Here is a 20,883-nt window from a genome sequence, read left to right as displayed (position 1 = left end):
TGTCAGTGCAGTACAACAAGCAGCTGAAGAAGTACGTGACCCTCTACGGCGACCAGTTCAACAACATCGTGATGCGGACGTCGGATACCCCGCAGGGCACCTGGTCGACGGCCAAGGTGCTGATGGGACAGCAGCCCGGAGGCATCTACGCGCCGATGATGCACCCTTGGTCCTCGTCCACGATGGGCACCGGAAACGACCTGTACTGGAATCTGTCGTGGTGGGGCGAATACAACGTGGGGTTGATGCGGACCGACCTGACCAAGGTGTAAGTGTCGGGACATGCTGCGTTTCACTGCGATCATCGTCGTCACGGCCGCGACCGTCTTGTCACGACCTGCGGTGGCTGCCGCCGATCCCGTTGTGCCACAACCGGGTACGCCCTGTGTGACGAATCTGAGCGATGCGATGACGTGGCCGCCTGATGACCAGGCGCCGCTGGTGTGCGCCGGCGATCAGTGGCAACCCGTCGCGACGCCTTACCCGGTCAGCGACCGATGGTTCAGCTACGGACCTCCCATGAAGCTGCACGGGGAGGGCTTGCGCAACTCCAGCATCAGGTCGGGCAACTGGACCGCCACCCCCCTGACTCCCGAAAGCCGGTGCAGCGCGGTACAAGTGGCTGTCATTCCCGGCGTGGGCGCCGGTCCGCCGCAGAGCTACGACGGTGTCGCGGGGCAGCCACTGTCGCTTGAGGTGCTGCCGAAGCTGTTCTCGATCGAAATGAGCGGCGACTGCCTCTGGCAGAGGACGGATCCTGACCAGCCGGAGCCGGGGCCGCAGCCCCGGTCCGGCTGGTAGCAATCAGGCGCCTCAGTGATCAGTTCGCCGTCCGCGGCGGCGGCTGAACCATCGTGGGGGTCAGCGGCTTCTTGGGCAGCGGGCTAGTGACGATGTGCTCGTTGCCGTCCGGATCCTGCCAGTGGCACTGCTCCTTGCCTGCGCCGACGATGACCGCGTTCCACCCCTGCGTGATGACGCAGGCCTGCGCGAACGGGGTAGCGCCATTGGCCGACACAGCGGGGGCACCGATCGGGCTCTTCCTGATCCATTCGTTGCCGGTGTTCGGGTCCTGCCAGTGGCACTCTTCGATGCCCGCGGTCACGACGGTCGCTACCCAGCCGTGCGTGGTGGTGCAGGCTTGGGCGAACGTCATCGGGCTGGCCTGCGCCGCGGGGGCCATGGCCAGGAGGCCGACGGCAGCGGCACCCGCGCCAAGGGCGACGGTGGCGGCCGCGATGCGGTTGGTGATGTTGGTGCTCATGGTGCTCTCCTTCGAGTGGGTCGCGGCCATCTGCCGCGTTCATCGGTAGGAGCGACCTGCCGCGCGAATTCCCTCACTTTTTTCTGCGCTGATTTCCGGACCCGAAGAAAGCACGACACCCCGCGAGCCGGAGCTCGCGGGGTGTCGCTTCAAGCAGGTGGTCGCGCTGGATCAGCCCACGTCGAACCGATCGTTGTTCGCGACCTTCACCCACGCGGCGACGAAGTCCTTGACGAACTTCTCCTGGCTGCCGTCCTGGGCGTACACCTCGGCGATCGCACGCAGCACCGAGTGCGAGCCGAAGACCAGGTCGTTGGCGGTGGCCGTCCACTTCGTCTTGCCCGATGCCCGGTCGACGCCCTCGTAGACGTTCTCGTCGGTGCCCGACTTCCACGACGTGCCGATGTCGAGCAGGTTGACGAAGAAGTCGTTGGTGAGCACGCCCGGTTTGTCGGTGAACACGCCGTGCTTGCTGCCGCCGTGGTTGGCTCCGAGCGCACGCAGACCGCCGATGAGCACCGTCAGCTCGGGTGCGGTGACGTCCAGGAAGTAGGCCTTCTCGAGCAGCAGCTTCTCCAGCGGCAGCTTCTCACCGGCACGCACGTAGTTGCGGAACCCGTCGGCCCGCGGTTCCAGCAGCCCGAACGACTCGACGTCGGTGTTCTCCTGCGAGGCGTCGGTGCGGCCCGGCGCGAACGGAACCTCGATCTCGACACCGCCATCCTTGGCGGCCTTCTCCACCGCCGCCGAACCGGCCAGCACGATCAGGTCAGCCAGCGAGACCTTCTTGCCACCAGCGCCGTTGAAGTCCTGCTGGATCTTCTCGAGGACCGGCAGCACCTTGGCCAGCTCGGACGGCTCGTTGGCCTCCCAGCTCTTCTGCGGCTCGAGACGCAGCCGCGCACCGTTGGCTCCGCCACGCTTGTCGGTGCCGCGGAAGCTCGCCGCCGCCGACCACGCGGTGTTGACGAGTTGCTGAACCGACAGGCCGGAGTCGAGCACCTTGGCCTTGAGCGCCTTGACGTCCGCATCGTCGATCAGCGCGCCCTCGACGGCGGGCACCGGGTCCTGCCACAGCTGCTCTTCGGCGATCCACGGCCCGAGGTAGCGGCTGATCGGCCCCAAGTCGCGGTGCAGCAGCTTGTACCAGGCCTTGGCGAAGGCCTCGTTGAGCTCCTCGGGATGCTCGAGCCAGCGCTGGGTGATCGGGCCGTAGATGGGATCGACGCGCATCGAGATGTCGGTGACCAGCATCGTGGGCTTGCGCGGTGCACCACCGAAGGGATCCGGGATGATCGCCTCGGCGTCCTTGGCCTGGAACTGCCAGGCACCGGCGGGGCTCTTGGTCAGCTCCCACTCGTAGCCGTAGAGGATCTCCAGGAAGCTGTTGCTCCACTGCGTCGGGGTTGGCGTCCACACCACCTCGAGGCCGCTGGTGATGGAGTCGCCGGCGTTTCCTGAACCGAAGGGGCACTTCCAGCCAAGCCCCTGCTGCTCGATCGGCGCGCCCTCCGGCTCGGGGCCGTTCGGGTCGGCGCTGGCGCCGTGGGTCTTACCGAGGGTGTGGCCGCCGACGATCAGCGCGGCGGTCTCCTCGTCGTTCATCGCCATCCGGCCGAACGTCTCGCGGATGTCGATTGCGGCGGCCAACGGATCCGGGTTGGCCTCTGGGCCTTCGGGATTCACGTAGATCAGGCCCATGGTGGTGGCGCCGTAGCGTTCCTCGAGCTGCCGCGCTGACGCATCGGCGCCTGCATAGCGCTTGTCGGTGCCCATCCACTCGTCTTCCTCGCCGAAGATGACCTCTTCGGGCTCCCAGAAGTCGGGACGACCGAAGCCGAACCCGAACGGCTCGAAGCCCGCGGACTCCAGCGCGGCGTTGCCCGCGAATACCAGCAGGTCGGCCCAGGAGATCTTGTTGCCGTACTTCTGCTTGACCGGCCAGAGCAGGCGGCGGGCCTTGTCGAGGTTGGCGTTGTCGGGCCAGCTGTTGAGCGGTGCGAAGCGCTGCATGCCTTGGCCTGCGCCACCGCGGCCGTCGAACGTCCGGTAGGTGCCTGCGGCGTGCCAGGACAGCCGGATCATCAGGCCTGCGTAGCTGCCGTAGTCGGCGGGCCACCAGTCCTGTGAGGTGGTGATGACCGAGATCACGTCGGCCTTGAGGGCGTCGGTGTCGAGCTTCGCGAACTCCTTGGCGTAGTCGAAGTCCTCGCCGAGGGGGTTGCCCTTCGGAGAGTGCGCGTGCAGGACCGACACGTCGATCTGCTCGGGCCACCAATCCTGGTTCGTCAGCGGTGCATTCGCCTTGGGCTTCGGCGAATCGATTGCTGGGTTCTCGCTATCGGACACAACATTCCTTCCGGGGTTGGTGAACTAAGGGCTGCGTTCACGGATGTGATCAGGAACTTCGAACGTTTGAGCAGTCGGGGCACATGCCCCAGTAGATGACCTCGGCCTCGTCGATCGAGAATCCGTTGTCATCCGAAGCGGTGAGGCAGGGCGCCTCGCCGACGGCGCAGTCGACGTCGGCGATGACACCGCACCCCCGGCACACGACGTGGTGGTGGTTGTCGCCGACCCGCGATTCGTAGCGCGCCACGGAGCCCGACGGCTGGATGCGGCGCACCAGGCCCGCAGCCGTCAGCGCGTTGAGTGAGTCGTAGACGGTCTGGTGCGATACCTCGGGCAGATCACCCCGCACGGCGCGGATGATCGAGTCGGTATCGGCGTGCGGATGCTCGTAGACGGCGCTCAGCACCGCCATCCGGGGGCGGGTGACGCGCAGCGCGGACGCCTGCAGCATCTGCCGGTAGTCCGCGGTCGAGTCCACGCCCATAGTCTGTCTCCTTTTCTGGAATCAGTCAAGAATTGGTTTTTCGAGAGCTCGCCGCGGCGCGACTACCCGACTAGTTCCGCGGTGGAAACGTCCACTCCCCGTTCAGGATTGCCGCACGCTACCGCCGTGCGGTGCCGACCCCGGGACTATCCCGCGAAGGTGATGGACGTCTCAGCGCACCCGGTGACGGCGCGCCCCGGCGGGAAGGTGCTTGGCTCCGCGCCCGCGATGACCGTCTGTCGGTAGTAGGCGTGTTCGGCATCGGCCGAGTATTCGAAGTCGGCGTTGAGCACGCGGTAGGTCGCCGGATCGGCGCCTTCGATCGCCTTGCCGATCCAGTAGACGCGCTCCGCGTCGCTGGCGTACGGGCCCTCGAGCGGACGGAACGACGCCAGGCGGGCGTCCGGGATCCGGTCGGCGAAGTAGAAGACCCGCTGACCGTCGGTCGCATACGCGCCGCCGAGCACGCGGAACGAGGCCGGGCCCGCATCGCCGATCGGCACGTCGCGCAGATAGACGTGGTGGGCGTCCTTGGCCAAGCCGGGCCGGTCCAGCGGTTGGAAGGTCACGGCGTCGGCGCCGGACAGCACGGCACCATCGAGGTAGACCTTGGACTCGTCGCGGGCGTAGGTCTGGTCGAACACCTGGAACGACGCCACGTCCGCCCCGGAGATCTCGAAGGCCTTGCCAGGGAACGCCTTCAGGTAGTAGACCGTGTCGTCCGTGACGTGATAGCCGGCGGCGTCGATCAGTGAGTTGGCGTCCGATTACGGCTGCAGGCAGGCAACAGCGCCAGCGCCGCAACACATAGGCCGACGAGCACCTTTCGCATGTGCAAACGGTACCGGCAATCACGCGGTCGGGGTCTATCGGTCCCTCAACATGCTCGGGAAGGGCAGCGCGTCCTCGGCCGCGTCGAGTCGTTTGGCGTCGATGACGAAGCAGGCCAGGCTACCGACGAAGCTGATCGCGGCGATGGCGCAGCAGACCGTGGCGAAGACGTCACCACCGAGGCCGAAGGACGTCACGCCCATGACCATGCCGATCACCGCCACGAACATGAGCAGCAGTCCGATGGTTGCCACCACTTCGGCGACCGGATCTCCGACGCCGACGACCTCCTGGTCAGCCATGGTGATGTCCTTTCGGCAACCCAGGATTGGGTGCTGATTCAATACCCAACCGTCGGCCCGCCGAAACGGGTGAGCTCAGACCGGCATGCGCCGATTGATCACCAGCGCGGCGATGGCGGCGAGGGCGAGCACCGCCGCGCCCAGCCGCAGCCAGCCGGTACTGGCTTCGCCCCTGACCGTCTCGTAGCCGATCTGATCCTGCAGCGACGTGTAGACCTTCTCGAGCCCCTTGAGGTCGGAGGCGGAGTACGCGGTGCCTCCGGACAGCCGCGCGACCTCCTTCATCGTGGTGTCGTCGACGGGCACCGGCACCTGATTGCCGTCGACCTTCACCGTGCCGTCGGGAGTGCCGAACGAGATGGTCGAGATGGGGATGCCCTGATCGTGGGCGGCGCGCGCCGCGGTGAACGCCCCGCGCGGGTTGTTGGGGTTCGACGGGCTGGTCTCCTTGCCATCGGAGAACAGGATGATGCGGGCGGGAGGCGGGGTGTCACCGCCGCCGATCACCGCGCCGACGGTCGAGATCGCCTGCAGCGCAGCGAAGATCGCCTCGCCGGTGGCGGTCCGGTCGGCGATCTGCATCTTGTCGATGGCGATCTTCGTGGCGTCGTGGTTGGTGGTCGGCGAGCTCAGCATCGTGGGGTTGCCTGCGTACGAGATCAAGCCGAGGTTGACGCCGGCGGTGAGGTCGTCGGCGAACTTCTTGGCCGCCTCCTGCGCGGCCTTCATCCGGGTCGGCGGCACGTCGGTGGCGTCCATCGACGTGGACACGTCCATGACGAGCATCACCACCGCGCGGTTGCGGGGGATCTTGCGGTCCAGCGAGGGGCCGGCCATCGCGATGGTCAGGAACACCAGGGCGAGCGCAAGCAGCACCGCAGGCACGTGACGCCACCGACTGGCGCGCAGAGGCGAGACGCTTTCGATCATCTCCGAGTCGGCGAACCGTGCCAGCCGGTGGCGGCGGGACCGTTGCACGGCCAGGTAGAGCACGACCAGACCGACGATCGGGATGACGAACAGGAAATACCACGGATGCGCGAAAGCCGACAGCGGCATTGGCCCCAATACGGGCAGATTCACTAATGTCCCTTCGCCGAGCCACGTTGACCCTAAGCCGAGGGTACAAAGCCGGGCCGCGTACGTGCGCGGACCTACACTCGAGCTGTGCGTGACGTGCTCGACGAACTGATCTCGATCTGGAGTGCCGGTGGTGCGGCGGGCCTGGCCACCGTCGTGCGCACCATCAAGTCCGCACCGCGCGCGGCAGGCGCCGCCATGGTGGTCTCCCCGGACGGTTCCGTGGCGGGCTCGGTGTCGGGCGGCTGCGTGGAGGCCGCGGTCTACGAACTTGCCGGCGAGGTGGTGCTGACCGGGAAGCCGCGACTCCAGCGCTACGGCATCACCGATGACGACGCCTTCGCCGTCGGCCTCACCTGCGGCGGCATCATCGACATCTTCGCCGAACCGATTTCACGCGAGACGTTCCCGCAGTTGGGGGCGGTCGCCAACGACATCGCCTTGCACCGCCCGACGGCGGTGGCCACCGTCATCGCGCACCCCGGTCCCGAATGGGTCGGCCGGCGACTCGTCATCGGCGAGTCCAGCGCCGACGGTTCTCTGGGCTCGGCCCGCGCCGACGACGCCGTCGCCGACGACGCCCGCGGCCTGCTCGCCGCAGGGCGCACCGCGGTTCTGACGTACGGACCCGACGGCGAACGGCAGGGCGAGGGCATGGAGGTGTTCGTGGCCAGCCACGCGCCACGCCCTCGAATGATCGTCTTCGGCGCCATCGACTTCGCCGCCGCGCTGACCCGCCAGGCCGCCCTCCTCGGGTACCGGGTCACCGTGTGCGACGCCCGCCCCGTCTTCGCCACGCCCGCCCGCTTCCCCGCCGCCGACGAGGTCGTCGTCGACTGGCCCGACCGCTATCTCGCCGGGCAGGAAGCGGTCGGTGCGATCGACGCCCGCACCGTGATCTGCGTGCTCACCCACGACCCCAAGTTCGACGTGCCGGTGCTCGAGGTGGCGCTGCGCCTGCCGCGGGTCGGCTACGTCGGCGCGATGGGGTCGCGCCAGACACACCTCGACCGCCTCGACCGCCTGCACGAGATCGGCTTGACGGCGGTCGAGACGAGCGCGCTGTCCAGCCCCATCGGACTCGACCTCGGCGCCCGCACGCCCGAGGAGACCGCGGTGTCGATCGTCGCCGAGATCATCGCAATGCGGTGGGGCGGCGGGGGCCGTCCGCTGGCCGAGGTCGACACCCGTATTCACCACGACATTCACCCCGACGCGGTACAACGCGGACCGGTCGAGTAACGCCGGGCGAACCCGCTTCGATACTCACCGTGCGGTTTGCTGACGTACTGTTGTGACTTGCGTTGTCCGTGACAGGGGAGACACATGAGGTCGAAGAACATCGTGGCTGCGGTCGTCACCATGGGCATAGCCATGGGCGTGGGCACCGGCCTGACCACTGCGGTCGCCATCCCCGCGCACGCCGATCCCCAGGAAGAACAACTGGACCAGGCGTTTCTGAACGCGATCCAGCAGAAGGGCGTCCGAGTCAAGTCTCCCAAGACCGCCATCGATCTGGCCCACTCGACGTGCGACCTGCTGCACCGTGGCGGCACGGTCAACGACGCGTTGCTCCACGTGAAGAATGCCACCGATTGGTCGGTGGACGACGTCACCGCGTTCGCAGGGGTGGCCGTGTACGCCTACTGCCGCGACAAGACGCCCAAGTAGCCGCTCAGCCTTCGAGCTTGGCGACGACGGCGGCGATGCGGCGCGCTCTCGTATCGGCCGTCTTGGCCCCCATCACCGACGTCACGTGCGCCTTCCGGTGGCTGTAGGACAGCTTCGCCCAGGCCGCCGAAGCGTCCGGCGAGTCGTCGAGCGCGGTGCGCAGATCCTCGGGCACCTCGACCACCCGGGGTGCGGAGTCGAGGACCAACTCCACGTCGATCGCGTCACCGCCGGAGATGCCGGACTCGCTGCGCCGCTCGGCGCTGAAGGGCAGGAGGTACTGGCCGCCCATCGGGGCGACGGTCGAGCGGTAGGAGTAGCCGTTCACGGTGACCACGACCGGGGGCCGCTTGCCTGCCCCGAGTGCCTCGAGAACGTCGGCGGGTACCTCGATCCCCGTGTTGTTGCCGCTCTGGAACATCGTCGTGGAGAACCGCATCAGCCCATTCTCAACCGTCCGGAGTAGAAGTAAACCCATGGACATCGGATTCGTCGGGTTGGGAAACATGGGTTCGGGCATGGCCGCCAATCTGCTCAAGGCAGGCCATCGGGTCACCGCGTACAACCGCTCACAGGACAAGGTCGACGCGCTGGCCGAACGCGGGGCGCGGCCCGCCCGCACCGTCGCCGAGGCCTGCGGCGGCCAGGTCGTGGTCTCGATGCTGGCCAACGACGACGCCGTCGACGCGGTGACGTTCGGGACGGAGGGAATCCTGGCGACGCTGAGCGCCGGGGCAGTACACGTGTCGTGCTCCACGATCAGCGTGGCGCTCGCCGGCCGCCTGAGCGCCGCCCACGCCGACGCCGGTCAGCGCTTCGCCGCCGCACCTGTATTCGGCAGGCCGGAGGCGGCCGAGGCCGCCAAGCTGTTCGTCCTGGCCGCGGCCGAACCCGCCGTACTGCAGACGGTTTCACCCATCTTCGAGGCCATCGGCCAGCGCACGTTCGTCGTGTCCGACGATCCCAAGGCGGCCAGCTTGGTCAAACTCAGCGGCAACTTCCTCATCGCCTCGGTGATCGAGTCGCTTGGCGAGGCCATGGCACTGGTCGGCAAGGCTGGGGTCGACAAGCTTCAGTACCTCGACATCCTCACCTCGACCCTGTTCGGGGCGCCGGTCTATCAGACCTACGGCGGCTTGATCGCCCGCGAGGAGTTCGAGCCAGCAGGATTCGCCGCGCCCCTCGGGGCCAAGGACGTCCGTCTGGTGCTCGCCGCAGGCGAGGAACTGCAGGTGCCGCTCCCGATCGCCAGCCTGCTGCGCGACCGCTTCCTGACCCTGCTGGCCAATGGCGGTGAGCATCTCGACTGGTCGGCGGTCGGGGCGCTGGCCGCGTGGGAGGCGGGCGGTAAGAATCCGGCCGTTAGCTGACCACGCCGCGTAGACCATCCGCGCCGAAGACGGGCTCCAGCATCGCGCTGAAATCAGGCCCTCGCCGTAGCATCAGCCCGCCGTCCACGTTGATCAGCTGGCCGGTGACGTAGCTGGCGGCGTCGCTCAGCAGGAACAGCGCCAGGTTGGCGACGTCCTCGACCTCGCCAGCGCGCGGCAAGGGCGTGATGCTGCGGTAGTCGCCGATGACTTCAGGCGACTCGAAGACTGCTGCCACCAGATCGGTGCGGATGAGGCCGGGCCTGATGCCGTTCACCCGGACCGACGAGGCGCCGAGTTCGTCTGCGGCCAGCTGCATCAGGTGATCCAGCGCCGACTTGGAAACGCCGTACGCGCCGAACCAGCGGTGGGTATTGCTGGCCGCGATCGACGAGATCCCGACGAACGAGCCTCCCCCGCCACGCACCAGCTCGCGTGCGCTGTGCTTGAGCACGTACATCGACCCGGTGATGTTCAGGTCGACCGCGCGACGCCATGCTTCCGAATCGAGCTGCGAGACAGGCCCGATGGTCTCCGATCCGCCTGCGCAGTGCACGACACCGTGCAATCTGCCGTGCCACGCCGTGGTGGCCTGCACGACCGCGCCGACCTCGTCCTCGTTCGTCACGTCGGCAGGCTCGTAGCGCACGGAACCGGCCCCGTCGCCCGTCTGAGCCCGGATTTCGTCCGCGGCGCCGGCCAGGCGGTCGGCGTTGCGCCCGACGATCATCGCGTTGCCGCCGGCGGCCACCACCGCTGCCGCCACGCCCTTGCCGATTCCACTGCCACCGCCAGTGACGAGGATGGTCCGATCCGCCAACGAGAGCTGCACCGCTTTCCCTTCGGGTAGTTCGAGAAATGCACCAAAACTGGAACACGTTCTCGTCATCGAACCACGGGCGGCATCCCGGCACGGAGGTTCCGGCCCAGCCGTCGGTCAGCAATGCCACAGGACCCTGGCAGTCGACTCACAGAAACGGGACGTGCGCACCACTTTAAGTCGTGATCAATCGATGTTTTCGCTACTCGGCGCGTATTCTCGAGTTGGTAATCGGCTGGCAAACAGCCGATTCCGCGTTGAGTCGGTCAACACAACAGAAAGCGTGACGATGGCGACCCTTGAGTTCTCTGCACGACGACTGATCCTTGCCGGAGGCTTCGCGGTCGCGATCGCCGCCGCACCGGCGGTCGCCGCCTTCACCGTCCCCACCACCGCCGGACCGTCCGTCGCGGCTTGCCCCAACGGCGAGTCCGAGGACACCTTCACCGGCATCTGCACGCCCGAGATGGTCCCGAATTCGCCTGAGTTCCAGTCGTCTCCGGGTGGACTGCCCTCAGTCGACAACATCCCCTGCACGGGCGCCAACTCCGGTCAGTGCATCGGCCTCTCCGAGGAGCAGCAGGCGGAAGGCCCCATCGCCGTTCCGCACTCGTCGGTCAGCTCGAGCCCCTAACCTCGAGGCGATTTCCGCCTACTACATCGCCACGCTCGCCGCATCCGGACGCGGCCCGTTCTCAGAGAACTCGTGGAACGTATGCAGATTCCTTGCAGGTTCCATAGAATCCCGACGAGACGGTCAATTACGACAGAAAGCGTGACGATGGCGCCCTTTGAGATTTCAGCGCGACGACTACTCCTTGCCGGTGGGTTCGCGCTCGCCGTCGCCGCGGCCCCCGCGGTAGCCGCGGTCGCCGTACCAATTGCCCCGGCTACGCCCGTGGCCGCCTGCCCCGCAGGCGAGGAAGAGGATCTGTACACGAACGAGTGCCTCCCGCACACCGTGCCGAACTCCCCCCTCAGCACGCCCGCGGGCAACCCGGACATCACGGAGATCGACGGCGTCCCGTGCACGGGCCGCAACAGCGGTCAGTGCATCGGTCTTTCCGAGGACGCGGCGCCAGCCGTCACGCCCGAGTCGACCGTTGGCAGCGACCCGACCATTACCGGGAGCGAAGGCTAAAAGACGCAGGCGGCTCTAGGCGATTCGAGGAGTCGCCTAGAGTTGTCCTATGGCTGCGAAAACTGATCCCGCCGAACTCGGCGACGTCGAACCTTTGGCCGATAGCACCGCTCGGCAGGCGAGGCGTGTCGTCGCCGCCTATGCCGTCGACGCCGACGAGTGCCGGGTGTTCCTGTCGATGCTGGGCATCGGGCCGGCGAAGCTCGACGCGTAGTGGCACCAGGAGACGGCATTGACGCCGACTCCGGTGACTCCGACTTCGTCACGGAGGGCGGCGAGTCCGACTTCGTCGTGGTGGCCAACCGGCTGCCCATCGACATGGAGCGGCTGCCCGACGGCACCACGACGTTCAAGCGCAGCCCTGGAGGGCTGGTCACCGCCCTAGAGCCCCTCCTGCGGAAACGCCGCGGGGCCTGGATCGGGTGGCCGGGCGTCACGGACGGCGACGAGGATCCCATCGTCGAGGACGACCTCGAGATGCGTCCGGTGCGCTTGTCGGCCGAGGATGTCGCCGAGTACTACGAGGGCTTCTCCAACGCCAGCCTGTGGCCGCTCTACCACGACGTCATCGTCAAGCCGATCTACCACCGCAGTTGGTGGGACCGGTACGTCGACGTGAATCGCCGGTTCGCCGAGGCCACCTCACGTGCCGCGGCGCCTGGCGCCACCGTGTGGATCCAGGACTACCAGTTGCAGCTGGTGCCGAAGATGCTGCGGATGCTGCGGCCAGACCTGACCATCGGGTTCTTCCTGCACATCCCTTTCCCGCCGATCGAGCTGTTCATGCAGATGCCGTGGCGGACCGAGATCATCGAGGGTCTGCTCGGCGCCGATCTGGTCGGATTTCATCTGCCTGGCGGCGCACAGAACTTCCTGATCCTGGCCCGACGACTGGTCGGCGCGAACACCTCGCGCGCCACGGTCGGGGTGCGGTCCCGGTTCGGGGAGATCCAGGTCGGCTTCCGCACCGTCAAGGTGGGCGCCTTCCCGATCTCGATCGACTCGGCCGCACTCGACCGCAGGGCCCGCGACCGCGGCATCCGCCAACGGGCCCGCGAGATCCGCGCCGAAATGGGCAACCCGCGCAAGGTTCTGCTCGGCGTCGATCGGTTGGATTACACGAAGGGCATCGACGTTCGGCTGCGGGCGTTCTCCGAACTGCTCGACGAAGGTCGCGCCAGCGCCGACGACACGGTGCTGGTCCAGCTGGCCACACCCAGCCGCGAGCGGGTGGAGAGCTACAAGGTGATGCGCGAGGACATCGAGCGTCAGGTCGGCCACATCAACGGTGAGTACGGCACGGTGGGCCATCCGTTGGTGCACTACCTGCATCGGCCGATTCCCCGCGATGAACTGATCGCGTTCTTTGTGGCAGCCGACGTCATGCTGGTGACGCCGCTTCGAGACGGCATGAACCTGGTGGCCAAGGAGTACGTCGCCTGCCGCAGCGACCTCGGCGGTGCGTTGGTGCTCAGCGAATTCACCGGCGCCGCAGCCGAACTCCGGCAGGCCTATCTGACCAATCCGCATCACCTCGACGGCGTGAAGGACTCCATCGAGGCCGCGCTGACCCAGTCTCCCGAGGAGGGCCGCCGACGCATGCGTGCGATGCGCCGCCAGGTACTCGCCCACGACGTCGACCGGTGGGCGCGGTCGTTCCTCGACGCGTTGGCCGACACCCGCAACAGCGAGAACGGATCGGACGTCAGAGGAGCTTGATGTCGCCGATCAGCCACTTGCCGTCGATCTTCTCGTAGTCGACGCGCAGGCGGCTTCCGTCATAGACCGGTTGTTTGGACTTGTCGGTGACCGTGCGGTTCATGAACACCATCACCGAGGCCGAGTCGCGTCGCGCGGTCAACATTCCGACGCCCACCACGTTCACCTGGCTGATCACCTGCCGGTCCCGGGCCTGTGGAATCACGTTCTTGGTGGTGTCGTCCTCGTACTGACGCCGAAACTCGGGCGTCATCAGGTTGTACACCTCGGTGCGACTGCGCTCCACGGTCTGGTAGTCGAAGCCGAGGATCATCGGGATCTGCTGCGCGGCGAGCGGCGGAAGTTCTTCGCTGGCTTGCTGTTCGGCACGGATCTCGATGCGGTTCCAGTACAGGTAGCCGCCGATGCCGCCGAGCGCCACCAATGCGACCGCGAACAGTGCCCCGACGAGCGCCACCAGCCTGACGGTCCATCGACCCATCAGTTGCCCCCGTCCGGGTACTTCAGGTCGTAGCCCGTCATGTGCCCGTTGTCGTCCTCGTGCACGATGACCCGCAGCCGGTAGGGCTGCGACGGCTTGTTGACCCCGTCGATGTCGGTCACGGTCACCCGCACCGATACCAGCACGGCGGCGTTATTGGCCACCTCGTCGACCTTCTCCAGCGCCGCGCCGTTGATCACGGCCTCGGAGCTGGCCTGGGTATCGCGGAAGATGGCCTTGAGGTTGTCGACGTTGCCTGCCTGGCTCATCATGTCGCGCAGCGGGCCGCTGGTGCCGTTGACGAAACGGTTCACGCTGTCGTCGATGCTGTTCTGGTTGTAGCTGAACATGTTGACCACGGTCTGCGTCGCGGTGTCGATGAACAGTTGCTCGCGCGCCTGCTCGGTGCCCGCAGTGCGCTGCTGATGCGCCAGCAGGCCCACCACGACGGCCAGGACGGCCGCCAGTACCGCGGTGACGCCTGCGCCGACGACGGCCACCAGGCGGGCGTTCGGCCTGCGGCGCGGCGGCGGGCCGAGGCGGGGCATCCGGACTTTGACCGCCGCCGGCGTCTCGACCTTGAGGCCTGCAATCTCCGCAACGCCCCCCGCCGCCGGTCCGGCGGCCCGAGAGGCCCGGCGGCGGGCGGCAGCCTTCCTCGCCGACTCGGGCGTCTCGTCGGTCGATTCGCCCGCAGTCGTGTCGTCTTCAGTCATTCTCTTCCCGAGTCAACTCGACCTTGGATCCGTCATCAGGTCGACCCACGTCTCCGCGGTCTCAACCTTCTTCGTACCACCGGCGAACACGCCCGTCCCGCCTGCGGGGTCGGCGAACACACCGGTCCTCGGATCGTACGTCGTGGTCGCCGGACCACTGGCCTGCGGCGGTGGCGCACCCTCGACGGGCAGGGGTGGTCCATCCGGTGCGGGCGCCTCGGCAGGCAGCGGTCCTGGTGGTGGCGGCGCGGGCGCCTCCGGTGGCATCCGGCCGTACGGCGGCACGATCTGGTCGGGCGGGGCGTAGTACGGCCACGGGGGTGGCGGGCCGTTGTCGTTCGGCGGCACCGGCAGCGGGAACGGCGCGTTGGGCGCGGGTCCCGGACCGGGCGCCACGCCCGGCGGCAACTGCACGGCCGGCGGGCCCGGATCGTAGTCCGCTCCAGGCGGAATGAAGGGAAACTTGTTGGGCGGCAAGATGTTCTTCCAGGGCGGCTCATAGTGATTGTCTTCGCGTGTGTCCATCGGGGTTCCGTAGGGGATGGGGGGCCCGCGCCACGGGTTGCTGCCGATCGGCACGTAGCCGCGCGGGTCGCGGCAGAGCTGGATGGTCGGCGCCCGCTTGCCGGGGAACTCCTGGCACGGGTAGTTGCGCGCACCGCGCACCACGGAGGGATCGTTCTGAGCCGTCTTGCAGTACAGGTCGGTGGGCAGGTCGCGCAGCGTGGTGTCGGCGGGTGACCTGATCAGCGGGGCCGGAATGAAGCCGGTCGAGCACGGCGGCGGATCCCCCAGATCGACCTTGAAGTCGAGCTTGGCGCCCTCGTCGGCAGGCAACCCGCCACCGACGGTGTTCAGCGCCGCCAGCAGGGCCGGGAAGATCACCAGCGCCTGTTCGATCGACTTGCGGTAGATCACGCCGATGCGGCCGAGGTTGGCCAGGTTGGCGGCCAGCATCGGGAACGTCGGCCGGATGCCGTCGAACGTGGTGTTGGCCGCCTCCGTCGCGCCGGGCACCGTCTGCAGCACTTTGCGAAGCTGAGGATCGGCTTTGGCGGCCTCGGTGGTGAAGCGGGCCAGCCCGTCGGCAAGCGACTTGACGTCGTCGCCGCTGCGGATCTGCGCGTCCAGGAACGGCCCGACCTGGTCGATCAGCTGTGTGGTCTGCCCGTAGTTGGCGTTGGCCTCGTCTATCAACGCGCGCGACGACTGGATCAGCCGCGACAACTCCGGTCCTGACCCGTTGAACGCCTTGAACGTCTCGCGCAGCAGGTCCTGAATCCGGCTGTTCCCGATGCTGCTGACCAGAGCATCGGCCTGGGTCAGCAGCCCGGCGATGTCCTGACCGATCGCGGTGTGGTCGACGCCGATGTCCGACCCGTCGCGGAGCACGGCGTTCGCCGGGTCGGACGGTGGCACCAGGTCCACGTACTGTTCGCCGACGGCCGAGACGCTCTTTACCGTCGCCGTGACGTTCTGCGGCACGGGGGTGTCGCTGTTGAGCCGCATACCCGCCACGACGCCGTCCTTGGACAGGCTCACCGACTCGACCCGCCCGATGGTCACGCCGCGATAGGTGACGTTCGCGTTCTCGTAGAGTCCGCCGCCCGCAACGAAGTTCGCGGTGATGTCGTAGGAGCCGATACCGACCGCGGCAGGCAGGTGCAGGTAGAACGCCGAGATGGCGCCGACACAGATCACGGTGACGACCGCGAAGATCGACAGTTGCAGGCGAGTCAGCTTGTCCAGCATTACGGTCCCTCCCCGACATGCTGCGTGGCCGATCCCGGTGGAATCTTGAACGGATCGGCCGCCTGGCCGGACAGGTTCGCCATGGCTCCGGTGAGGAAGTCCGGCGGGTTGATGACCTCAGCGAGGTGCTTCATGTTCGGATCGAAACCCAACGACGTGGTCAATATGGACTCACCGAAGCGCCGGACCGTCAGGTCGAACGTGACGAACACGTTGAGGTAGTCACCCCGCACGGCGTTGCGCAGGTACTTGTAGTGGAACGGGAACGTCGGCAGGAACTCGAGGTCCTTGATGAGGAAGTCGGCATTGTCGTTGAGCGCCTTGATGACCGGATAGAGGTCTTTGAAGTCGGCGGCGAAGTCGCTCTTGGTCTCCGACAGCACGTGCGCCGCGACGCCTGCGAAGGTGCGCAACGCGGTGAACGTGTCGACGATGTTGGAGCGGTTGTCGTTGAGCACCTTCAACGCGGCGGGCAGCGAGTCCAGCGCCCGGCCCAGGCTGTCCTTGCCGCGGGCCAGGATGCCCGCGAAGCGGTTCAGCCCGTCGGCGGCGGCGATGATGTCGGCGGTCTGCTGGTCCAGGGATCCGGCCAACTCGGCAAGTCGGGGAATCAGCTCGGCGAAGCTTCCCGCACGGCCGACCACGGCTGCGTACGCCTCGTCGGTGATGTCCTGCAGCGCACCAAGATTGCCCTTGTTCACCACCACGCCCAGCGAGGACAGCACTTCTTCGGTGGTCGGGTAGCGACGGGCCTGGCTCAGCGGGATGTTCGAGCCATCTTTGAGCCTGCCCTCTCCCGACTGGTCCACAGGCGGGGCCAGTTCCACGTGCTGGGAGCCGAGCAGCGAGGTCTGCGCGACGGTCGCCGTCGAGTTCTGCGGGAGGTTGACGTTCCCGTCCAAGGACAGCTTCACCGCCGCGAAGAACGTCCCGTCGGGCCGTTGCATCGCTTCGATTCCCGACACACTGCCGACGGTGACGTCGTCGATCATCACTGGCGAGTTCTGCGGCAGCGTCGCGACGTCGGGCAGTTCGACCGTGATGGTGTAGGCCCCACTGCCGTGGCCCGCGGTACCGGGCATGTCCAGCGAGTTCAGGCCGCCGAAGGAGCAGCCGGCCAGCAACAGCACGCCCGAACCCAGCACCAGGCCGCGTCGGGTCAGTGCAGAGATGTCAATCCGCGCAGTGGTCGACTTCATCCTCTTCATCCGCCCGCTCCTTCCGCAGGCAACGGTGGGCCGTTGGGAGTGGCGGGCGCTGGACCCGGCGGCGCGCCCATCGACGCCGGTCCTGGCGCAGGCCCGGCAGGCGAGACCTGGCCGACGACGGCCGGCGGGGGCAGGATCAGATCGCTGAGGTTGCCGTCCGGCCCGGAGGTCGGGGGCGTCACGCCTGGCGCGGGCTGCCACTGCAGGTACGGCACCGGAGTCTGCGCCTTGGCCTCGGTTTCCGGGGTGTCGTAGATGATCTGGCCCTTGTAGGCGGTGATGCTGTTGATCGGGTGGAACAGCAGCGGCGGGAAGTTCATCGCGATCCGCTTGAACACCGGGCCCATCCGCTGCCTGCAGATCTCGGCGCGCTTGTAGTTGTCGGGTGATGCGCCGACGTCGAACGTGCCGCCGCAGATGAACTGCACCGGGTTGCCGAAGTTCGGCAGCGACAGCAGGCCACCGACCGTGCCCTGGGCGGGGTTGTAGATGTTGTAGAAGTTCGCCAACCCGTTCGGCGTGATGTGCAGGACCTGCTCGATGTCGTCACTGTGATCGGTGAGGATCTTGGTGAAGTCGGCGAGCTTGCCGACCGACGCGATCAGGGCCTCGTTGTTCTGGTTGAGGAAGCCCTTCACGTCCGACAATGCCTGATTCAGCGTGCCCAGCGTGGCGTCGAGATCCTTTGAGCTGTCGGCCAACACCTGGGACACCGATGCGACGTGGTTGGAGAACTGCACGATCTGCTCGTTGCTGTTGGACAGCGCATTCACCAGCACCTGCAGGTTGCGCACGGTGCCGAACAGATCGGTACGAGAGTCACCGAGACGCCCGGCGGTCTGGGAGAGTTCGCGCAGCGCCTTGCGGAACGAGTCGCCGTTGCCGTCGAACGTATCCGCCGCCTGGTTCACGAACGCGCTGAGCGGGCCCTGCACCGAGCCTTCCTGCGGCCCCAACTGGGCGCTGAGCTGGGTGAGCTGTTCCTTGACCTCGTCCCACTCCACGGGAACGCCGGTACGATCCAGCCCGATTTCGCCGCCGTCGGCCAGCACGGGCCCACCGGTGTAGGCCGGGGTGAACTGAACGAACCTGGCTGACACCAGGTTCGGGGCGATGACGACGGCTCGCGCGTCGGCGGGCAGCTTCACGTCGCCACGCACCGTCATGGTGACCTGGACGTCGGCAGCGCGTGGCTTGATCGAGTCGATGGTGCCGACGGGCACGCCGACCACGCTGACGGAATCGCCCGGGTACAGGCCCACCGCCGACGGGAAGTACGCGACCACCTTGTTGCCGCCCCGCGTCGGCCACACCGCGTACACGCCGCCTGCCAGCACAGCCACCAGCACGGCGGCCAGCGCGATCCGCAGCCAGCGGGTACGGTCCGGGTTCGAATTCTCTTGTGTCATGGCGACTTCGGCCTGATGAGCATGCGCTCGGAGATGAATCCGCGCAGGTAGTCGGCCAGGCTGTCGGGCAGCTTGCCCGGTTGGAAGTAGGTATCGAGCAGTACCTCGGCGAGGCTGGCGGGCGGCAGACCGTACAGGTTGATCTGGAAGCCCGGGCCCGAGCCGACGACCTCGCCGAGCGCGGTCGCGTACGGCGGCAGCCTGCGCAGCGCCTCGCCTATGTGCGCGCGCCGCTCGAGCAGGTTGTCCATCACGGCATTGAGCTTCTGCAGTGCAGGACCGATCTCGCGCCGGTTGTCGCCGACGAATCCGGAGAGCTGGCGCGACACGTCGTCGATGCCTCCGATCAGGTTGCTCAGCGCCTGGCGGCGCTCATCGAGCGCGGAGAACAGCAGGTTGCCGTCTGTGACCAACTGGTTCACCTGCCCGGCCCGCTGCGCCAGGGTGTCGGACACCCGCTTGGCGTGGGCGAGCAGTTGTTCCAGCGCCTCGTCACGCTTGTTGAGACTGCGCGACAGGTTCGCGACGCCATCGAGCGCGCCACGCAGTTGCGGGGTTGCGTCGCGCAACGTGTCGGTGAGCGTCTGCAGCGCCTGCTCGAACTTCGGCTTGTCCAGCGCGCTGGCGTTCCCGCCGAGATCCTGCAGCGCGGTGTTGAGTGTGTACGGAGTGGTGGTGCGGCCCAACGGGATCGTCGTCGAACTGCCGGTGCCACCGGGCGTCACCGCCAGCGACTTCTGACCGAGCACGGTGTCGGTCTTGATCGCCACCAACGACTGGTCGCCCACCTTGATGTCGCGGTCGACGGTGAACGTCACCTTGGCGGCGTCGCCTGCCAACTCCACCGACGACACCTGCCCGACCTTGATTCCGGAGACGGCGACGTCGTTGCCTGGCGAAATGCCGCCCGCATCGGTGAAGTACGCCTCGTAGTCCTTGCCCTGCGGCCAGAACGGGAGCTTGGTGTAGCCGAACGACACCAGGACCAGGCACGCCACCAGGACGATGCCGAAGATCCCCGTGCGGGTCGGGTTGTTGTCCGGCCTAGCCATTGTCCGAGCACCTCCCCTTGGACGGATCCGGTGGACCACCGAACGGGATGAGGATGTCGCTGCCCGCTGGGCCGTTGATCTTCATCCGGATCGAGCAGTAGTAGATGTTGAAGAACGACCCGTACGCGCCGAGCGCGTTGAGCCGCAGATAGTTCTCGGCGAGCGGTTCGATCACCTTGTTGACGTCTGCCTTGCGCTCGTCGAGCCGCTGCAGCAGCGGCCGTGCGTTCTCGATGACGCCCTGCACGGGGCGGCGGCTGGTCTCCAGCAGTTGGGTCAGATCGTTGGTCGCCGAGGCCAGCGGAGGGATCGCGCCCGCGATCGGGTCGCGGCCCTTGGCCAGTCCGGTGACGAGTTGCTGAAGCTGGTCGACGCTGGCGTCGAACTGAGCGCCCTTCTCATCGACGGTGCCGAGGACCGCGTTGAGGTTGTTGATCGTGTCGCCGATCAGCTGATCCCTTGCCGCAAGACCCTGGGTGAACGATCCGGTGCTGGCCAACAGATTCGACAGCGCGCCGCCCTGGCCCTGCAACAGTTCGATGACCGCGTTGCTGACCTCGTTGATCTTGTTGCCGTCCAGCCCCTTTAGCACCGGCTTGAGCCCACCGAGCAGCGCGTCGAGGTCCAGCGCGGGTTGAGTGTTGTCCCTGGCGATGGTGCCGCCCTCCGGGAGCTTGCGCAGATCGCCTGGGCCGGAAGCGATTTCAAGGTAGCGGTCGCCGACCAGGTTCTGGTACCGCACCAGTGCCCTTGACGAGGTGTACAGCTGATACCGGTTGTTGACGTCGAACGTGACGTCGACACTGTTGTCGGGGTTGAGCTTGATGCCCTTGACCGAACCCACCGGCACGCCGGCGATCCGGACGTCCTGACCGGCCTTCAGCCGCGACGCATCGGCGAAGTTGGCGTGATACGTGTTGCCCGCCGCGAAGCGGAACTGCCCGAACACCACCACCAGGCCCGCCGCCACCAGCAGCATGACGATCGTGAAGACGATGACGTTGATCAAGGTCCTGCGGTCCCGCGTCACTCGACCACCGTCTTCTTCGCGCAAGCGCTCATCAGAAGTCATCCCGTTCTGCGAACGCACCATTGAACAGGAACTGCAGCGTCGACGGCGCGTCGAACTGCAACTCGGTGTTCGGCTGGAACGGTACGTAGGCGTTGTCGGTGACCAAGAACGGTGAGTGGTACCAGGATCCGCCGAACTGCTTGGTTGGCACGTTCGGGA

The 20,883-nt window shown here is 67.0% G+C and carries 24 protein-coding genes and 1 pseudogene; 9 read left to right on the top strand and 16 right to left on the bottom strand.

Features of this window, described 5'->3' with window-relative positions; all coding sequences use genetic code 11:
- Together QOC69_RS01645 and QOC69_RS01640 are read left to right on the top strand one after the other, a co-directional pair.
- Positions 1-272, top strand: a 272-nt coding sequence (locus tag QOC69_RS01645) for a DUF4185 domain-containing protein (protein WP_526435703.1), incomplete at its 5' end; no start/stop codon positions are given.
- A 10-nt stretch (positions 273-282) separates the two neighbouring features.
- Positions 283-801: a hypothetical protein gene (locus QOC69_RS01640; protein ID WP_526435701.1), complete on the top strand. Its 519-nt coding sequence runs from the start codon at positions 283-285 to the stop codon at positions 799-801.
- Between the two features lie 19 nt (positions 802-820).
- On the opposite strand, the gene QOC69_RS01635 is transcribed toward QOC69_RS01640, so the two are convergent.
- The 6 genes from QOC69_RS01635 to QOC69_RS01610 form a co-directional block, all read right to left on the bottom strand.
- Entirely contained in the window at positions 821-1,264 is a 444-nt protein-coding gene (locus QOC69_RS01635; protein ID WP_526435699.1) for a hypothetical protein, read from the bottom strand.
- 171 nt (positions 1,265-1,435) lie between these two features.
- Positions 1,436-3,613: a catalase/peroxidase HPI gene (gene katG, locus QOC69_RS01630; RefSeq protein ID WP_526435697.1), complete on the bottom strand. Its 2,178-nt coding sequence runs from the start codon at positions 3,611-3,613 to the stop codon at positions 1,436-1,438.
- Positions 3,614-3,662: 49 nt separating this feature from the next.
- Positions 3,663-4,067 (bottom strand): Fur family transcriptional regulator, encoded by a 405-nt coding sequence (locus QOC69_RS01625; RefSeq protein ID WP_526435713.1) that lies wholly within the window; start codon positions 4,065-4,067, stop codon positions 3,663-3,665.
- A 179-nt stretch (positions 4,068-4,246) separates the two neighbouring features.
- Positions 4,247-4,774 (bottom strand): DKNYY domain-containing protein, encoded by a 528-nt coding sequence (locus tag QOC69_RS01620; RefSeq protein WP_526435711.1) that lies wholly within the window; start codon positions 4,772-4,774, stop codon positions 4,247-4,249.
- A gap of 192 nt (positions 4,775-4,966) precedes the next feature.
- Complete coding sequence (locus QOC69_RS01615; RefSeq protein ID WP_526435695.1) at positions 4,967-5,233, bottom strand: hypothetical protein; 267 nt, start codon at positions 5,231-5,233, stop codon at positions 4,967-4,969.
- A gap of 75 nt (positions 5,234-5,308) precedes the next feature.
- Positions 5,309-6,316 carry a vWA domain-containing protein gene (locus QOC69_RS01610; RefSeq protein ID WP_526435693.1) on the bottom strand — a complete coding sequence of 336 codons (1,008 nt, stop codon included), beginning with the start codon at positions 6,314-6,316 and terminating at the stop codon, positions 5,309-5,311.
- 84 nt (positions 6,317-6,400) lie between these two features.
- On the opposite strand from QOC69_RS01610, the gene QOC69_RS01605 reads away from it, so the two are divergent.
- Complete coding sequence (locus QOC69_RS01605) at positions 6,401-7,555, top strand: XdhC family protein (RefSeq protein WP_526435691.1); 1,155 nt, start codon at positions 6,401-6,403, stop codon at positions 7,553-7,555.
- An 84-nt stretch (positions 7,556-7,639) separates the two neighbouring features.
- Positions 7,640-7,984: a DUF732 domain-containing protein gene (locus tag QOC69_RS01600; protein ID WP_526435689.1), complete on the top strand. Its 345-nt coding sequence runs from the start codon at positions 7,640-7,642 to the stop codon at positions 7,982-7,984.
- 4 nt (positions 7,985-7,988) lie between these two features.
- Here the strand turns inward: QOC69_RS01600 and QOC69_RS01595 are convergent, their stop codons facing one another.
- On the bottom strand, positions 7,989-8,423 hold the full coding sequence (locus QOC69_RS01595) for a YdeI/OmpD-associated family protein (RefSeq protein WP_526435687.1): 435 nt from the start codon (positions 8,421-8,423) through the stop codon (positions 7,989-7,991).
- Between the two features lie 37 nt (positions 8,424-8,460).
- Here QOC69_RS01595 and QOC69_RS01590 point away from each other — a divergent pair, with 37 nt between their 5' ends.
- Entirely contained in the window at positions 8,461-9,354 is an 894-nt protein-coding gene (locus QOC69_RS01590) for an NAD(P)-dependent oxidoreductase (RefSeq protein WP_526435685.1), read from the top strand.
- Here QOC69_RS01590 and QOC69_RS01585 read toward each other — a convergent pair.
- Positions 9,347-10,186, bottom strand: coding sequence for an SDR family oxidoreductase (locus QOC69_RS01585; RefSeq protein ID WP_526435683.1), 840 nt, complete (start codon positions 10,184-10,186; stop codon positions 9,347-9,349). The two genes, QOC69_RS01590 and QOC69_RS01585, sit on opposite strands and share 8 nt — an antisense overlap.
- A gap of 277 nt (positions 10,187-10,463) precedes the next feature.
- Between QOC69_RS01585 and QOC69_RS01580 the strand changes: the two genes are divergently transcribed.
- The 4 genes from QOC69_RS01580 (at position 10,464) to QOC69_RS01565 (ending at position 13,034) form a co-directional block, all read left to right on the top strand.
- Positions 10,464-10,808, top strand: a complete 345-nt coding sequence (locus QOC69_RS01580) for an intersectin-EH binding protein Ibp1 (protein WP_526435709.1) — start codon at positions 10,464-10,466, stop codon at positions 10,806-10,808.
- A gap of 147 nt (positions 10,809-10,955) precedes the next feature.
- On the top strand, positions 10,956-11,315 hold the full coding sequence (locus QOC69_RS01575; protein ID WP_526435707.1) for an intersectin-EH binding protein Ibp1: 360 nt from the start codon (positions 10,956-10,958) through the stop codon (positions 11,313-11,315).
- A gap of 49 nt (positions 11,316-11,364) precedes the next feature.
- Entirely contained in the window at positions 11,365-11,529 is a 165-nt protein-coding gene (locus tag QOC69_RS01570; RefSeq protein ID WP_526435681.1) for a hypothetical protein, read from the top strand.
- Positions 11,530-11,546: 17 nt separating this feature from the next.
- On the top strand, positions 11,547-13,034 hold the full coding sequence (locus QOC69_RS01565) for an alpha,alpha-trehalose-phosphate synthase (UDP-forming) (RefSeq protein ID WP_526435705.1): 1,488 nt from the start codon (positions 11,547-11,549) through the stop codon (positions 13,032-13,034).
- Here the strand turns inward: QOC69_RS01565 and QOC69_RS01560 are convergent.
- The 8 genes and pseudogenes from QOC69_RS01560 to QOC69_RS01525 form a co-directional block, all read right to left on the bottom strand.
- On the bottom strand, positions 13,021-13,515 hold the full coding sequence (locus tag QOC69_RS01560; protein ID WP_526435679.1) for a mammalian cell entry protein: 495 nt from the start codon (positions 13,513-13,515) through the stop codon (positions 13,021-13,023). The two genes, QOC69_RS01565 and QOC69_RS01560, sit on opposite strands and share 14 nt — an antisense overlap.
- On the bottom strand, positions 13,515-14,231 hold the full coding sequence (locus QOC69_RS01555) for an Rv1363c family protein (RefSeq protein WP_526435677.1): 717 nt from the start codon (positions 14,229-14,231) through the stop codon (positions 13,515-13,517). The genes QOC69_RS01560 and QOC69_RS01555 overlap by 1 nt, the downstream gene beginning before the upstream one ends.
- Before the next feature lie 12 nt (positions 14,232-14,243).
- Positions 14,244-15,983, bottom strand: a complete 1,740-nt coding sequence (locus QOC69_RS01550; protein WP_526435675.1) for an MCE family protein — start codon at positions 15,981-15,983, stop codon at positions 14,244-14,246.
- The gene (locus QOC69_RS01545; RefSeq protein ID WP_526435673.1) at positions 15,983-17,191 is read right to left on the bottom strand and encodes an MCE family protein; all 1,209 of its coding nucleotides are present in this window, start codon (positions 17,189-17,191) and stop codon (positions 15,983-15,985) included. The genes QOC69_RS01550 and QOC69_RS01545 overlap by 1 nt, the downstream gene beginning before the upstream one ends.
- Positions 17,188-18,600 carry an MCE family protein gene (locus QOC69_RS01540; protein ID WP_526435671.1) on the bottom strand — a complete coding sequence of 471 codons (1,413 nt, stop codon included), beginning with the start codon at positions 18,598-18,600 and terminating at the stop codon, positions 17,188-17,190. Before QOC69_RS01540 ends, QOC69_RS01545 begins: the two co-directional genes overlap by 4 nt.
- On the bottom strand, positions 18,597-19,652 hold the full coding sequence (locus QOC69_RS01535) for a virulence factor Mce family protein (RefSeq protein ID WP_526435669.1): 1,056 nt from the start codon (positions 19,650-19,652) through the stop codon (positions 18,597-18,599). The genes QOC69_RS01540 and QOC69_RS01535 overlap by 4 nt, the downstream gene beginning before the upstream one ends.
- The gene (locus QOC69_RS01530; protein WP_526435667.1) at positions 19,645-20,682 is read right to left on the bottom strand and encodes an MCE family protein; all 1,038 of its coding nucleotides are present in this window, start codon (positions 20,680-20,682) and stop codon (positions 19,645-19,647) included. Before QOC69_RS01530 ends, QOC69_RS01535 begins: the two co-directional genes overlap by 8 nt.
- Before the next feature lie 31 nt (positions 20,683-20,713).
- Positions 20,714-20,883: pseudogene (locus tag QOC69_RS01525) on the bottom strand (MCE-family protein); the annotation flags it as partial.

This window comes from Mycobacterium sp. (assembly GCF_032162105.1).
Taxonomy (GTDB): domain Bacteria; phylum Actinomycetota; class Actinomycetes; order Mycobacteriales; family Mycobacteriaceae; genus Mycobacterium.
The sequence above is the reverse complement of the archived record's forward strand: the minus strand, read 5'-3'. Positions and strand labels throughout refer to the sequence as shown.